This is a genomic window from Streptomyces sp. NPDC046303 (assembly GCF_055588085.1).
Map to the genome: position 1 here is coordinate 38958 of NZ_JBVJFA010000005.1, position 14848 is coordinate 53805.

Genomic DNA, 14848 nt, shown 5'->3' on the forward strand with positions numbered 1-14848 from the left:
AGCCGGGATTGTCCGATCAGGCAGTAGCCGAGTACCGGATCGAGGATCTGGCACACCACAGCGGGGCGACGGTGCGCACGATCCGCGCGTACCAGGACCGGGGTCTGCTGCCGAAGCCGGAGCGGCGGGGCCGGTCCAACGTCTACCGGGACACGCATCTGGCGCGGCTGCGCCAGATCGCGGACCTGCTCGACCGCGGCTACACCCTGGCCTCCATCAAGGAGCTGCTGGAGGCCTGGGACGCCGGACGCGGGCTGGGCGGTGTCCTCGGTCTGGTCGCCGAGGTGCACGGGCCGTGGACCGACGAGGAGGCGGCCCGCATCAGCCGTGCGGAGCTGGACGAGCGCTTCGGCGGCAGGCCCGACGACGAGGCGGTGGACGAGGCCTGCGAACTGGGAGTGCTCGAGCGGATTCCCGGGCGCCCGGACCAGTTCCTGGTGCCCTCGCCGCAGGAGCTGGCGGTGGCCGCCGAGCTGTACGCGGCCGGCGTGCCGCTGTCGGCGATCACCGGTCACCTGCGGGAACTGCGCGGGCAGGTGGAGCACATCGCCTCGCGGTTCCTGGAGTTCACCACCGAGCACGTCTTCGCGCGCTACCTCGGGCAGGTGCCGCCGACCGATACGGACGCGGCGGAGGCGGCGACGATGGTGCGGCGGCTGCGGCCGCTGGCCCAGCAGACCGTGGACGCGGAGCTGGCGCGGGCGATGCGGCTGTTCGCGACCCGGCATCTGCAGCGGCACCTGGGGGCGGGCGGGCCGCTCCAGCCGTCGGGTCCCGCTCCGGTGGCGCTCCCGGCCGGGACGGTGCGGGCGGTACAGGATCTCGTCGGCGCCGAGCACGTGGCGGAGTTCGTCCGGGCCGCGACGGAGCGGGAGCTCCAGGCCCGGACGATGAACGATCTGGCGCGCCGTGCCGAGCCCGGCCGGTAGTCCACAGGGCGGATCACGCGTTTGCCGTCAAAACCCGCCCAAACGGCTGTGGACAAGTGCTGCTTTCCTGTGGGCAACAGGGCTGAGAGCTCAGCCGATGGTCTCGTACGCGGCCTTGGTGGGGGTCGCCCCGTCCACCGGCCCAGGCTCTGTCAGGGTCTCCACCGGCAGGGCCTTCGCGGACCGGGAGGTTCCGTACAGCAGGCCGGCCAGGGTCAGGCCGAGGATCCCGCCGACCAGCTGGGCCGCGACGAACCCGGGAAGCGACTGCGGCGCAATGCCGGTGAAGGAGTCGCTGAAGCTGCGCCCGATGGTGCCGGCCGGATTGGCGAAGGAGCCGGAGGAGGTGAACCAGATCGCCGCGGCGATGTAGGCGGCGACGGCGGCCGGGATGAGCCTCGGACGCCCGATGCGGCCCAGGCCCTGGATGACGAGGACGAGTCCGGCGGTGGCGACGACCTCGCCGATGAGCAGGTGCCCGCCGTCGCGGACCTGGGTGGCGAAGGTGCCGGGGGTCCGGCCGAACATGGCTTCCGCGAGGACCGCCCCGCCGATCGCCCCGGCCGTCTGGGCAGCGACGTAGGCCAGCGCCTCACGGCCGGTGAGGCCTTCCCGGCCGAAGCGCCGGGACCACCAGGAGGTGAGGGTGACCACCGGGTTGAGGTGGGCGCCGGACAGCGGCCCGAAGAGCGTGATGATCAGGCCCAGTCCGATGGCGGAGGCGATCGAGTTGGCGATGAGGGCGACACCGGTGTCGCGGCTCAGCTCGGCGGCCTGGATTCCGGAGCCGATCACGACCACGAGCAGGCCGGCCGTGCCGATCAGTTCGGCAGCCGCACGGCGTGGCAGAGAGGTATGGGCTGACATGGTTTCTCCCCCTGGACGGAAGTGGCAGCGGAAAATGTATTCCGTATCTTGGAAGAACGATAGAGGGCGTCCACGAGCGCCGCCGCCCCGAAAATCCCTGCCGGAGGACCGCCCGACCGGGCACGCTGGTGCCATGGACGACAGACGCACCGTGAAGGTGTCCAAATACGTCTCGAAACACCTGCGGCATCAGCCGGAACGGATCGGACTGGTGCTCGACCCGCACGGCTGGGTGGAGATCGACGACCTGCTGCGCGCGGCCGCCGCCCACGGTTTCGCCTTCAGCCGCGCCGAGCTCGACCACGTGGTGGCCGCCAACGACAAGCAGCGGTTCGCCGTCGACGGCACCCGGATCCGGGCCAGTCAGGGCCACACGGTGGCCGTGGACCTGGATCTCCCGGAAGCCGAACCGCCCGCGTACCTCTTCCACGGCACCGTCGCCGCCGCCCTGGACGCGATCCGCGCCGAGGGCCTGCGTCCGATGGCCCGGCACCACGTGCACCTGTCTCCCGACCGGGAGACCGCGACCCGGGTCGGCGCACGACGCGGCCGTCCCGTGGTGCTCAGCGTGGACGCGGGAGCGATGCGCTCCGCCGGGCACGTCTTCCGGATCAGCGCCAATGGGGTGTGGCTGGTGGACGCCGTACCACCGCAGTTCCTGCGCTTCCAGTAGGGCGCACCGGGCGCGCCTCCCGACGGGAATTCACGCAGAGATTGTCGGACCATCCCCCTAATCTGTTGCCCACTCCGGGATCCGTGAGGGGGGGACCTCGCGATCGCCGAACCATCCTGTACGTACGCGAGGTGACGCCCCATGACGTCCACACCCCATACCTTCCAAGTCGATCTGCGCGGCCTGGTCGACCTGCTCTCCCACCACCTCTACTCCAGCCCGCGCGTCTACGTGCGCGAGCTCCTGCAGAACGCCGTGGACGCCGTCACCGCCCGTCAGGCCCTCGACCCGCAGGCCGAGATCCGTATCCGGCTGACCGCCTCCGGCGGCCGCGTGACCATCGAGGACAGCGGCATCGGCCTGACCGCCGCCGAGGCCCACTCCCTGCTCGCCACCATCGGCCGCAGTTCCAAGCGCGGCGGCCGCCACGGACTGGAAGCAGCGCGGCGGGAGTTCCTCGGCCAGTTCGGCATCGGTCTGCTCGCCTGCTTCGTCGTGGCCCGCCAGATCCGCGTCGTCACCCGCTCCGCCCGGGACCTCCAGGCCCTGCCCGTCGAATGGCTGGCCACGGACGACGGTTCGTACACCGTGCGCGAACTGCCCCACGAGGCACGCGCGGAGCCCGGTACCACCGTCGTCCTGGAGACCCGCCCGGGCGCCGAGGAGTGGACCGTCCCGGCCAAGGTCGAGCAACTGGCCCGCGACTACGGCTCCCTGCTGCCCCACGACATCACCTTCGACGACGACACGGGCGGCGAGCCGCGTTCGGTCACCGACCGTCCCGCCGTCTGGGACCGGCCCTTCCCCACGCCCGCCGCCCGGCGCGTGGCCCTCGCCGGGCACTGCGCGGAGCTCTTCGGCTTCACCCCGCTCGACAGCATCGACCTCGACCTGCCGGTCGCCGGAGTACGCGGGGTCGCCTACGTCCTGCCCGAGCCGACCAGCCCCGCCCACCGGGCCGGACACCGCGTCCACCTCAAGGGCATGCTGCTGACCGACCGGGCCGACAACCTGCTGCCCGAGTGGGCCTTCTTCGTCCGCGCCGTCCTCGACACGGACACGCTGCGGCCCACCGCCTCCCGCGAGAACCTGTACGACGACGAGACCCTGGCCGCCGTGCGGGAGGCACTCGGCGCCCGCGTCCGCGGCTGGCTCGCCGAGCTCGCCGCGAGCGACCCGGAACGGCTGGCCGCCTTCCTGGGCGTCCACCACCTCGGGGTGAAGTCCATGGCCCGGCACGACCCCGAGCTGCTCGGCCTGATGCTGCCCTGGCTGCCGTTCGAGACCAGCGCCGGACCGATGAGCCTCGAACAGTTCGCTGCCGCCCACACCGAACTCCACTTCACCCGCACCGTCGAGGAGTTCCGCCAGATCGCACCGATCGCCGCGGCCCACGGCCTCGGCGTCATCAACGCCGGCTACACCTACGACGCGGACCTGCTGGCCCTGCTGCCTGCCGTACGGCCCGGGCTGAAGGTCAGCGAGCTGGACGCCGGAGCGGTCACCGACCGCCTCGACCCGGTGCCCACCTCCGCCGAACTGGCGCTCGCCCCCTTCCTCTCCACCGCACGCACCCGCCTGGAGCCGCAGGGCTGCGACGTCGTGCTGCGCGCCTTCCAGCCCGTCTCCGTCCCCGCGCTCTACCTCGACGACCGCCAGGCACGGCAGGAACGGGACCGGACCGCCGCACTGGAGAGCGCCGACTCCCTGTGGAGCGGCATCCTGGGCTCGCTGCGCGGCTCCGCACCCCGCGCCCGCCTGGTCCTCAACCACAACAACCCGCTCATCCGCCGGATCTCCGCGCTCCCCGACCAGGCGCTGACCGGCACCGCTGTCGAATCGCTCTACGGACAGGCCCTGCTGATGTCCCAGCGGCCGCTGCGTCCCACCGACTCCACCCTGCTCAACCGGGCCTTCCTCGGGCTCCTGGAATGGGCGACCCACTCCACCGAGGCCCAGGAGGACCAGAAGTGACGAGGCCGACCCGTCAGGAGATCGAGCAGGGGCTGGCGGAGAACCGTGAGGCCCCGGGCGGCGCCGCCCGCAACGCGCACGCCGAGGCCTTGGTCGCGGCCGCCGAGGCGAGCGGGGACCGCCCGCTGTTCCGGGAGGCCCTGGACAACCTGATCAACGCCTACGTGTGGAGCTCCGAGTCCTCGAAGCTGCTGGTGCCCTTCGCCCGGCTGCTCCAGGAGTACGACAAGGATCCCGGTGCCTTCTCGGGATGGGACACGCACTCGCTGTTCTGGCAGTTCAAATGGGTGGCCTCGGCCATCTCCGACTCCCCCGGGGTTCCCCTGGAGTCGGCCACCGGCTGGCTGGACGAGATGGAGCGGCGATACAGGATCGCGGGCTACAGCGAGCGTCCCGTACGTGAGGCCGAGCTGTGGCTCGCCGACGCGATCGGCGACGACGGGCGGGCGGAGCGGGCCTTCGAGCGCTGGCTGGGGGCCGAGCGCGACGACATGAGCGACTGCCGCGCCTGTGAGCTGGGCGGTCAGGGCCAGTACGCCGCCCTGCGCGGGCACGACGGCCAGGCCCTGGAGATCTGGGCGCCGGTGCTGGCGGGTGAGAGGACCTGCGCCGAGGAGCCGCACCGGGTGCTGGCCACCTCCCTGCTGCCGCTGCTGCGGCTCGGCCGGACCGACGAGGCCCGTGCGAACCACCTGCGCGGCTACCGCCTGGCCCGCGGCAACGACAGCCTGCTGCCGTCGGTCGCCAAGCACATCGAGTTCTGCGCGCTGACCGGGAACGAGTCGCGCGGCCTGGAGATCCTGGCCGAGCACGCCTCCCACGTCGGCCCGCTCGCCAATGCCGACGACCAGCTGGCCTTCCACGGCGGCATCCTCGTGCTGCTGCGCCGGCTGGGCGAGCTGGGGCACGGGCAGAGCCCGGCCGTCCCCTACGGCGGCACACCGCACACCGTCTCCGAGCTGTACGAGGTGTTGCGGGCCGGCGCGCTCGGCATCGCCCGGCAGTTCGACCTGCGCAACGGCACCACCCGGGTTTCCGACCGGTTCCTGGCGCGGATCGGACGGGAGCCGCTCGTCGGCCACCTGCCGCTCGGGGTGCGCAGTGCGCCGCTCGTACAGCCCGAGGGCCCTGCCGCTCCCGCCGCGTCCGCACCGGCAGCTCAGGCTCCCGCCGGGTTCGCCGAGCTGGTGGAGCGTGCCCGCCAGGCACGTGACTTCGGCCATCCGGGCGCCGACGCCCTGTGGGCCGAGGTGGCCGTACGGGTGGACGCGGAGCCGGAGCCCGATCCGCTGGTCTCGGCCGACCTGGCGGACCAGGAGGCGCTGGCCGCGGCGAAGCGGGGTGCCGTGGAAGCGCCCGAGCTGCTGACGGCGGTGCGCGACGGCTACCGGGCGCTGGGGCGGGCGGAACGGGCGGCGCTGGCCGACCTGCGGCTGGCGAGCGTGGCCGCGCAGTCCGGGGCCGCGCCCGCCGAGATCAGGAGGCTGCTCGAGGTGGCCGTACGGGCCGCGGAGTCGCTGGACGCCGCCGAGCCGCTGCGGACCCGCCGGATCGCGCTCGCGGAACTGGCGGCGATCCGGGTGGAGTCCTACCTGCGCTCGGTCGAGGCCACCGGGGCCGAGGAGCACGGGCACGGCCATGTGGAGCTGGCGGCCGAGCTGACGGCTTTCGTCGCCGCCTACGAGGGCGCGGCGGCGGATCTCGCGGCGGAGGCCGAGGAGATGCTGGGGCGGGTCGCGCTGTCGCAGGGCGACCCGGAGCGGGCCGTGGCCCTGCTGGATGCTGCCGCGGTACGGGCGGTCGCGGCGGGCCGGCCGTGGCAGGCGGTCGACGCGCTGGTGCTGCGGGCCGGGGTACTGACGCAGCTGGACCGGGCCGAGGAGGCGGAGCGGGCGGCGCGTTCCGCGCTGGAACATGCCGCCGAGGTGACCGATGCCGAGACGCAGGGCGTCGTTCGGCTGACCCTCGCGGACATCCTGCTGCGGCGGGGCGAGGCGGCGCAGGCAGCGGGACACGCGCTGGCGGGAGCCCACTGGTTCGACCAGGCCGGTCTCACCGCCGACGGCGGGGCGCAGGTCCGGCTGGTTCTGGCCCGGGCGTACGCGCAGGACGGGCGGCTCGCCGAGGCCGCGGAGGTGCTCCAGTCGGCCCTGCCGGATCTGCTGGAGCACGGCGAGGAGCAGGCTGTGTCCGCCCGGGAGTTCCTTGGGGATCTGCTGCGGCGGCTGAACGAGCTCCGGCCGGCGGCGGAGCAGTTCCTGTTGGCGGCCGAGACGGCCAGGGGCTGGGAGGATCCGCGGCCGCAGGCCGGTCTCGCCCAGTCGGCGGCCGACACCCTGTCCGACGCGGGGCTGACCGCGGAGGCGGTCGCGGCCTACGAGCGGGCCCTGGTGCTGCACCGTCTGACGGGGGAGGCCCCGGTCTCCGAGGCGCGGGTCTTGCGCTCTCTGGCCTGGCTGGGGCTGCGCGAGGCGGTGACCGACGCGGCCGTGAAGCGGGGAAGGGCCTTGATGGACGAGGCGGCCGGAGCGCTGGAGGCCGCCCTGGCGGCGGATCCCGGAGCTGCGCACCTGCGGTCCGAACTGGCCCAGACCTGGCACCAGCTGGCCCAGCTCCTCGACCGGCGCGTCAGCGCGGCCACGGACCGATTCGACGAAGAGGAAGACGAAGAGGAGGACGCAGACGGGGCCGAGGACGGGGGCGAGGACGCGCTGGAGCCGCTGAACGAGGCGGAGATCGACGCGCTGCGGCTGGAGGAGATCGACCTCTGGGACCGGGCCGCCTCGGCCTACGCGGAGCTCGGCCCGGACCATGTGCAGGACCGGTTCCAGTGCCTGAACAACGCTGCCTGGACCGAGCACGAGCGGGGCCGGGCGGACGCGGGGGCCTCACGGGTCGCCGCGCTGATCGACGAGGTGAAGGCGCTGCCCGAAAGCACGGTGCCCGACTGGCTCCTGCCCTCGGCCGAGCGCCTGCTCACGCAGCTGACCGGCTGAGCCGGCCTCCGCCGTCGCCGCCGGTCGTCACCGCCTTCCGCCGGGTGAGGCGGCGGCGACCGGGGAGCGGAGGATCAGCCGTTCAGTTGGGTCATCGCCTCCATGGCGATCTTTTCGAAGATGGACTCGTCCGCGGCGAAGTCGGAGTCCGGGATCGGCGCGTGGATCACCAGCTCGGTGAAGCCCAGCTCGAGGTGACGGCCCGCGAAGTCGACGAAGGCGTCCACCGACTCGAGCACCGTGTTGGCTTCGGGCGTGAAGCCGGTCAGCAGGATCTTCTCCATCGCCGCGGAGTCCCTCCCGATGTCCGCGCAGGCCTTGCCGAGCTTCTCGATCTGGCCGCGGATGGCTTCCACCGACTGCTCCGGAGTGCCGTCCGCGAAGAGCTTCGGGTCACCCGTGGTCACCCACGCCTGCCCGTGCCGTGCGGCGAGCCGCAGACCGCGCGGGCCCGTGGCGGCAACCGCGAACGGCAGACGCGGCCGTTGCACGCAGCCTGGGAAGTTGCGGGCCTCCTCCGCGGAGTAGAAGGCGCCCTGGGAGCTCACCGCACCCTCGGTCAGCAGCGTGTCCAACAGGGGTACGAACTCCGCGAACCGGTCCGCCCGCTCGCGCGGGCTCCACGGCTCCTGGCCCAGTGCGGTCGCGTCGAAGCCATTGCCGCCCGCGCCGATACCGAGGGTGAGACGCCCGCCGGAGACGTCGTCCAGGGTGATGAGCTCCTTGGCGAGGGTCACGGGGTGGCGGAAATTCGGGGAGGTGACCAGCGTGCCCAGGCGCAGCCGCTCGGTGGCCCCGGCTGCCGCGGTCAGGGTGGGCAACGCTCCGAACCAGGGCCCGTCGCGGAAGGTCCGCCAGGACAGGTGGTCGTAGGTGTACGCGGTGTGGAAGCCGAGCTGCTCGGCCCGGAGCCACTGGTCGCGCCCCCCTTCGTGCCATCGACGTACCGGAAGGATCACCGTGCTCAGACGCAGACTCATGCATTCGAGCCTACGGCCGTGCCGATGTTTCACGTGAAACACGCCGCCGAAGCGATGTTTCACGTGAAACATCGGCGGTGGCTGAGCGCGACGGCCCCACCGTGGTCAGGGCCGTCGCGGGCGATGGGCGAAGATGGGGCGGTGACCTCGGCTCCCCAGCGCCCGGATGGGCCAACCCCCACCCCCCGCCTCATCGCCACCGACCTCGACGGCACTCTGCTGCGCGACGACAAGTCCGTCTCCCTGCGCACCGTCGCCGCTCTCGCCGCCGCCGAGGAGGCCGGGATCGAGGTCTTCTTCGTCACCGGCCGGCCCGCCCGCTGGATGGACGTGGTCAGCGACCACGTCCACGGTCACGGCCTCGCGATCTGCGCGAACGGCGCGGCGGTCGTCGATCTGCACGCCGGGCGGGAATTCGTACAGGTCAGAGCGCTTCCCCGAGCTGCCGCCCTGGCGGTCGTGAACGCCCTGCGCAGCGCGGCACCCGGCACCTCCTTCGCGGTCGAGCTGACCACCGGCATCAACTACGAGCCGGCGTACCCGCCGTTCTTCAAGGACCCCGGCGCCCACGTGGCCATCGCCGAGAAACTGCTCGCCGAGGACGCGGACGCGAGCAGCGCGCCCGTACTCAAGCTGCTCGCGCACCACGCCGAACTGGCCCCCGACGAGTTCCTCGCCCTGGCCCGCTCGGCCGCCGGCGAGTACGCCTCCATCACCCGCTCGAGCCCCACCGCCCTCCTGGAGGTCAGCGGACACGGCGTCTCCAAGGCGAGCACCCTGGCGCTGTGCTGCGCCGAGCGGGGCATTTCCCCCGCCGAGGTCGTCGCCTTCGGAGACATGCCGAACGACGTGGAGATGCTCAGCTGGGCAGGCACCTCCTACGCCATGGGCAACGCCCACCCGGACGTGATCGCGGCCGCGTCCGGCCGTACCACCGCCAACAACGACGACGGGGTCGCCGTCGTCATCGAGCGCATCGTGGCCGACCTGATCGCTCAGCGGCAGCACACGGACTCCACCCCCCGAGGCCCGCAGCACGGGTGCTAGAGCGGGGCCTCCCACACCAGGGTGGTCCCGCCGCCTTCCTCTCCGATACCCGGGCCGTACGAGCTCGTGCCACCCAGGGACTCGGCCCGCCGGCGCAGATTCCGCAGCCCGCTGCGCCGGCCGCCCGCGGGGATTCCCACCCCGTCGTCGGCGACCTCGAGCCGGACGCCCGGGCGTCCGTCGGCCAGCGTGACCGTGGAGTCCACGACCACCTCGATGCGGGAGGCGTCGGCGTGGCGGAACGCGTTGGACAGGGCCTCGCGCAGCGCGGCGATCAGGTTCTTGCCGACCAGTTCGCCGACGACCGCGTCGATCGGGCCGAGGAAGCGGTGCGCGGGCTTGAAGCCGAGCGGCACCGCCGCCATGTTGATCTCCCGGAGCACCCGGGTGCGCAGCCCCGAGGGAGCCTCGGCCGGGCCCTGCTGGAGGGCGAAGATCGCCGTACGGATCTCCTGGATCGTCACGTCCAGCTCGTCCACGGCCTTGCCGACCCCGTCGCGGACCTCCGGGACGATGGACCGGCGCTGGGCGCCCTCCAGCATCATCCCGGTGGCGAACAGCCGCTGGATGACCAGGTCGTGCAGGTCCCGGGCGATCCGGTCGCGGTCCTCGAAGACGGCGAGCCGTTCCCGGTCGCGCTGCGCCTCCGCCATCATCAGCGCCAGCGCGGCCTGTGAGGCGAACTGCGTGGCCAGTGTCCGCTCGGCCTCGCTGAACGGACGCTTGCCGCGGGCCCGCGGGGTGACCAGGGCCCCCAGCACCCGGCCGCCGCTGTGCAGGGGGAGCATCATGCAGGGCCCGTACTGGCTGGTCATCTTGCTGACCATGCGCGGGTCGGACGCCGCGTCGTCCACGAAGACCGGCTCGCCCTGGAGCAGCCTGTGCACGACCGGGCTCTCGGCGGGAATCACCACGCCGAGCGAGGTGGCCGGGTTCTCTGCGGAGACGGCGACGATCTCCATCCCGCCCTCCTCGGCCGGCAGCATGACGATCCCGGCGGAAGAGTCGGCCAGGCGGCGGGCCTGCTCGGCCACCACGGCGAGGGCGTCGTCGGCGTCCCCGCCGGACAGCAGGGCCGTGGTGACGGCCACCGAGCCGTCGATCCAGCGCTCTCGCTGGGTGGCAGCCTCGTACAGCCGGGCGTTGCCGATGGCGATGCCCGCCTCGGTGGCCAGTACCCGGACCATGTGGACGTCGTAGTCGTTGAACGGGCCGCCGCCGTTCTTCTCGGCAAGGTAGAGATTGCCGAAGATCTCGCCCTGGACCCGGATCGGGACACCGAGGAACGTCTTCATGGTCGGGTGGTGGGACGGGAAGCCCGCGGAGCGCGGATCCTGCGTCAGATCCTCGAGCCGGACCGTGTCGGGATGCGAGATCAGCGCTCCCAGCAGGCCCCGCTTCCCGTCCGGCCGGTGACCGATCTTCCGGGCCAGCTCGGAGCTGATGCCGAACGTCACGAAGTCCGAAAGTCCGCGGCCCTCCATGTCGACGACGCCGATCGCCGCGTAGCGGGCGTCCGCGAGCTCGGCGGCGGTCTCGCAGATCCGGTCCAGCGTGGAGTGCAGTTCGAGCCCGGTACCGACCGACCTCATGGCCTCCAGCAGCTGCGGTACGCGGGCCGTGAGCTCGGTGGACAGGCCGTGCAGACTCCTGGTGGCCTGGGTCGCGGCCTCCAGAGGGTCCGGCGTTCCCGGTGATGGTTCCGGCGGTTCCTGGGACTCCTGCACTGACATGCCCTTGAGCCTAGTTAGGCCCGATTGGTGAGGAAAGCGCAGCGTGGGGAAAGTCGGCACGGACACACCCGGCCACCGTCCCGTCGGCTTCCCGTTCCCGGTCCAGCAGGCGCCGCAGCGGCCCCTCGGCGGCGGCCAGCTCGGCGTACGGACCGCGCTGTACGACCTCTCCGCCGTCGAGCACCAGCACCTCGTCGACCGCCTCCAGCCCGGCCAGCCGGTGTGTGATCAGCACGGTGGTACGGCCCTCGGTCGCCGCCAGCAGGTCCGCGGTCAGCGCGTCCGCCGTGACCAGGTCCAGATGCTCGGCCGGCTCGTCCAGCACCAGTACCGGGAAGTCCGCGAGCAGCGCCCGGGCCAGGGCCAGGCGCTGGCGCTGGCCGCCGGAGATCCGCTCACCGTGCTCGCCGACCAGCGTGTCGAGCCCGTCCGGGAGTCCGTCGGCCCACTCCAGGAGCCGCGCCGCGGCCAGCGCTTCCCGCAGCTCCTGCTCACTCGCGCCGGTACGGGCCAGCCGCAGGTTCTCCCGTACCGAGCTGTCGAAGAGGTGCGCGTCCTGGGCGCAGAGCCCCACGAATGCGCGGACGTCGTCGCCGTCGAGCGCGCACACGTCGGTCCCGCCCACGGTGTACGTGCCTTCGCGCGGGTCCAGGAAACGCAGCAGGACCTGCGCGAGCGTGGTCTTGCCGGAGCCCGAGGGGCCGACGACGGCGATGCGCCGACCGGCTTCCAAGGTCAGGTCCACGCCCCGCAGCGCGTCCCGCTCCTGGCCGGGGTGCCGGGCGGCGAGCCCCGTCAGCCGCAGCGGGAAGGGCGAGCCGGGGGCCTCGGCGGCCTGCTGCGGCTCGGCGACCGGCGCCGGTGCGTCGATGACCTCGTAGACCCGCTCGGCGCTGCGGCGCACCCGCTGGCGGTACTGGACCGCGAGCGGAAGGCCGTTGACCGCTTCGAAGGCGGCGAGGGGTGTCAGTACGGCGACGGCCATGGCCACTGCCGACAACCGTCCGTCGTGCACCGCGTTCGCGGCCGCGGCCGCAGCGGCCACGACGGTCAGCCCGCACACGAGGGCGGACAGCCCGCCGCCCAGCCCGGCCGCGGCCGCTCCGCGCGCGGCGATCCGCGTCAGCACGCCGTCGCTCTCCCTCGCCCGGCCCTTGCGGTCCTCCAGCGCCCCGGCGACGGTCAGTTCCGCGGTGCCCGTGAGCAGATCGGCCACCCGGGTGGCGAGTTCGCCCCGGGCGGGCGCGAGCCTGCGCTCCGCACGCCGCGCGCAGGCCCCGCTGACGAGCGGAACGCCGATGCCGGCGGCGAGCAGTCCGACGGCGAGCGCGGCTCCCGCCTCCGGCAGCAGCCAGGTGGTGAAGGCGACCGAGCCGGTGCCGACGAGCACCGCGGTTCCGACCGGCAGCAGCCAGCGCAGCCAGTAGTCCTGGAGCGCGTCCGCATCGGCGACCAGGCGGGTCAGCAGGTCGCCGCGCCGGTGCTCGCGCAGTCCGGCGGGGGCGATGCGTTCCAGCCTGCGGTACACGGAGACCCGCAGATCGGCGAGCATCCGCAGGACGGCGTCGTGCGAAACGAGCCGCTCGGCGTAGCGGAAGACGGCCCGGCCCATTCCGAAGGCCCGGGTGGCGGTCACGGCCACCATCAGATGGAGCACGGGAGGCTGCTCGGAGGCCCGCGAGATCAGCCAGCCGGACACGGCCATCAGCCCCACGCTGCACCCCACGGCCAGCGCTCCGAGCAGCAGGCCGAGCCGGAAACGGCCCTGCCACGCCCTGGCCACGGCCCGTACGCGGCTCAGCGGATCACTCCCGCCCGAGTCGGTCCCGCCGACGGCGCGCGCCCGTTCGGCCGCGGCGCCGAGGATCCACTCCCCGGCGTCGGGTGCCGACGGGCCGGGAGCTCCGGCCCGGGCGGCGGCAGGCCGGGGGAGCGGCGCGGCGGCCGCTCCCGCCGTGGCGATGGGGACCACGCGGTCGGCGACGGCGAGCAGCGCGGGCCGGTGCACGACCAGCAGGACGGTCCGGCCCACGGCCAGCCGCCGGACCGCGTCCGCCACCGCGGCCTCGGTCTCGCCGTCCAGCGCCGCGGTCGGCTCGTCGAGCAGCAGCACGGGCCGGTCCGCCAGGAACGCCCGGGCGAGCGCCAGCCGCTGCCGCTGCCCGGCGGACAGTCCCACGCCCCCCTCGCCGAGGGTGGTTTCGATCCCGCCGGGCAGCGCGGCCACGAACTCCCAGGCTCCCGCGTCCCGCAGGGCCCGGACCACGTCCGCAGCGCAGGCCTCGGGGCGGGCCAGCCGGACGTTCTCGCCGATGGTCCCGGCGAAGAGGTGCGGGCGCTGCGGCACCCACGCGACTCGCTGCCGCCACTGTTCCGGCGACAGTTCGGCGAGGTCCGCCCCGGCGATCCGCACCTGTCCCGCGGTCGGGGCCACGAACCCCAGCAGCACCTGGAGCAGTGTGGACTTCCCGGCTCCGCTCGGGCCGGTGAGGGCCACGCACTCCCCCGGTTCGATGGTCAGCGAGACCGGCCCGGGCGAGTCCTCGCCCCGGCCCTCGTAGCGGACGGCGACTCCGTCGATCTCGATGCGCAGGGGAGTGCCGCTCGCCAGGGCGGCCCCGCCGGACGGCCGCGCGGCAGGGGTCTCGAGGACTTCGAAGATCTCCTCGGCGGCCGCCAGCCCCTCGGCGGCCGCGTGGTACTGCGCGCCGACCTGCCGCAGCGGCAGGTACGCCTCGGGAGCCAGGATCAGGATGACCAGCCCGGTGTAGAGGTCGAGCTCACCGTGGACAAGCCGCATTCCGATGGTCACCGCCACCAGCGCCACCGACAGGGTCGCCAGGAGTTCCAGCGCGAAGGAGGAGAGGAACGCGATGCGCAGGGTCCGCATCGTCGCGCGCCGGTAGTCGTCGGTGATCTTCCGGATCGACTCGGCCTGGGCCTTGGCCCGTCCGAAGACCTTCAGGGTCGGAAGTCCGGCCACCACATCGAGGAAGTGCCCCGACAGGCGGGACAGCAGCCGCCACTGGCGGTCCATCCGGGACTGGGTGGCCATGCCGATGAGGACCATGAACAGCGGGATCAGGGGCAGGGTGACGACGATGATGGCCGCCGAGACCCAGTCCTCGGTGACGATCCGGGCCAGCACCGCCACCGGCACCACCACCGCGAGGCCGAGCTGGGGCAGGTAGCGGGAGAAGTAGTCGTCGAGCGCGTCCACGCCCCGGGTGGCCAGGGCGACCAGTGACCCGGTCCGCCGGCCGTTCAGCCAGCCGGGTCCCAGGTCCGCGGCCCGGTCCAGCAGCCGGCCGCGCAGTTCCGACTTGACCGCCGCGCCGGCCCGGTGGGCGGCCAGTTCCGTGAGCCAGGCGATCAGGCCGCGGCCCAGGGCCACCGCCGCGAGCAGCAGCAGCGGCGTCCGGAGCGCGGCCCCGTCCCTCCCCTCCTCGAAGGCGCCGACCACGATCTCGGCGATCAGCATGGCCTGACCGACGACCAGCCCTGCCCCGGCAAGTCCCAGGGCCACCACCGCGCCCAGGAACAGGCGGGTGGAACGGGCGTACCGAAGCAGGCGCGGGTCGATCGGTTTCACGTGAAACATCCCCCAGGCAGGGTCGGCCGGTCAGGCAGGAGGGTCAGGGCGGCGGGG

Annotated in this window: 9 protein-coding genes; 5 read left to right on the forward strand and 4 right to left on the reverse strand. The window is 73.3% G+C overall.

The window, feature by feature from the left end:
• The first annotated feature begins 8 nt into the window (after positions 1-8).
• Positions 9-929 carry a MerR family transcriptional regulator gene (locus ACZ6I1_RS06790; RefSeq protein WP_469283928.1) on the forward strand — a complete coding sequence of 307 codons (921 nt, stop codon included), beginning with the start codon at positions 9-11 and terminating at the stop codon, positions 927-929.
• Between the two features lie 90 nt (positions 930-1019).
• Here ACZ6I1_RS06790 and ACZ6I1_RS06795 read toward each other — a convergent pair whose 3' ends face one another.
• Positions 1020-1796, reverse strand: a complete 777-nt coding sequence (locus ACZ6I1_RS06795; RefSeq protein WP_469283929.1) for an aquaporin — start codon at positions 1794-1796, stop codon at positions 1020-1022.
• A 133-nt stretch (positions 1797-1929) separates the two neighbouring features.
• On the opposite strand from ACZ6I1_RS06795, the gene ACZ6I1_RS06800 reads away from it, so the two are divergent.
• The 3 genes from ACZ6I1_RS06800 to ACZ6I1_RS06810 all read left to right on the forward strand — a co-directional run bounded on the left by ACZ6I1_RS06800 (position 1930) and on the right by ACZ6I1_RS06810 (position 7439).
• Positions 1930-2469: an RNA 2'-phosphotransferase gene (locus tag ACZ6I1_RS06800; RefSeq protein ID WP_469283931.1), complete on the forward strand. Its 540-nt coding sequence runs from the start codon at positions 1930-1932 to the stop codon at positions 2467-2469.
• Positions 2470-2610: 141 nt separating this feature from the next.
• Complete coding sequence (locus tag ACZ6I1_RS06805) at positions 2611-4443, forward strand: HSP90 family protein (RefSeq protein WP_469283933.1); 1833 nt, start codon at positions 2611-2613, stop codon at positions 4441-4443.
• Positions 4440-7439 carry a tetratricopeptide repeat protein gene (locus tag ACZ6I1_RS06810; RefSeq protein ID WP_469283935.1) on the forward strand — a complete coding sequence of 1000 codons (3000 nt, stop codon included), beginning with the start codon at positions 4440-4442 and terminating at the stop codon, positions 7437-7439. Before ACZ6I1_RS06805 ends, ACZ6I1_RS06810 begins: the two co-directional genes overlap by 4 nt.
• A gap of 74 nt (positions 7440-7513) precedes the next feature.
• On the opposite strand, the gene ACZ6I1_RS06815 is transcribed toward ACZ6I1_RS06810, so the two are convergent.
• Complete coding sequence (locus ACZ6I1_RS06815; RefSeq protein ID WP_469283937.1) at positions 7514-8419, reverse strand: LLM class flavin-dependent oxidoreductase; 906 nt, start codon at positions 8417-8419, stop codon at positions 7514-7516.
• A gap of 123 nt (positions 8420-8542) precedes the next feature.
• Here ACZ6I1_RS06815 and ACZ6I1_RS06820 point away from each other — a divergent pair, with 123 nt between their 5' ends.
• Entirely contained in the window at positions 8543-9466 is a 924-nt protein-coding gene (locus ACZ6I1_RS06820; RefSeq protein WP_469283938.1) for a Cof-type HAD-IIB family hydrolase, read from the forward strand.
• On the opposite strand, the gene ACZ6I1_RS06825 is transcribed toward ACZ6I1_RS06820, so the two are convergent.
• Complete coding sequence (locus ACZ6I1_RS06825) at positions 9463-11199, reverse strand: sensor histidine kinase (protein WP_469283940.1); 1737 nt, start codon at positions 11197-11199, stop codon at positions 9463-9465. The two genes, ACZ6I1_RS06820 and ACZ6I1_RS06825, sit on opposite strands and share 4 nt — an antisense overlap.
• A 10-nt stretch (positions 11200-11209) precedes the next feature.
• Positions 11210-14791, reverse strand: a complete 3582-nt coding sequence (gene cydD / locus ACZ6I1_RS06830) for a thiol reductant ABC exporter subunit CydD (RefSeq protein WP_469283942.1) — start codon at positions 14789-14791, stop codon at positions 11210-11212.
• Positions 14792-14848 lie beyond the last annotated feature (57 nt).

Coding starts and splice junctions, on each gene's coding strand:
- ACZ6I1_RS06800 (WP_469283931.1), top strand. CDS start 1,930: ATGGACGACAGACGCACCGTGAAGGTGTCCAAATACGTCTCGAAACAC.
- ACZ6I1_RS06825 (WP_469283940.1), bottom strand. CDS start 11,199: ATGTCAGTGCAGGAGTCCCAGGAACCGCCGGAACCATCACCGGGAACG.
- ACZ6I1_RS06815 (WP_469283937.1), bottom strand. CDS start 8,419: ATGAGTCTGCGTCTGAGCACGGTGATCCTTCCGGTACGTCGATGGCAC.
- ACZ6I1_RS06795 (WP_469283929.1), bottom strand. CDS start 1,796: ATGTCAGCCCATACCTCTCTGCCACGCCGTGCGGCTGCCGAACTGATC.
- ACZ6I1_RS06805 (WP_469283933.1), top strand. CDS start 2,611: ATGACGTCCACACCCCATACCTTCCAAGTCGATCTGCGCGGCCTGGTC.
- ACZ6I1_RS06820 (WP_469283938.1), top strand. CDS start 8,543: ATGGGCGAAGATGGGGCGGTGACCTCGGCTCCCCAGCGCCCGGATGGG.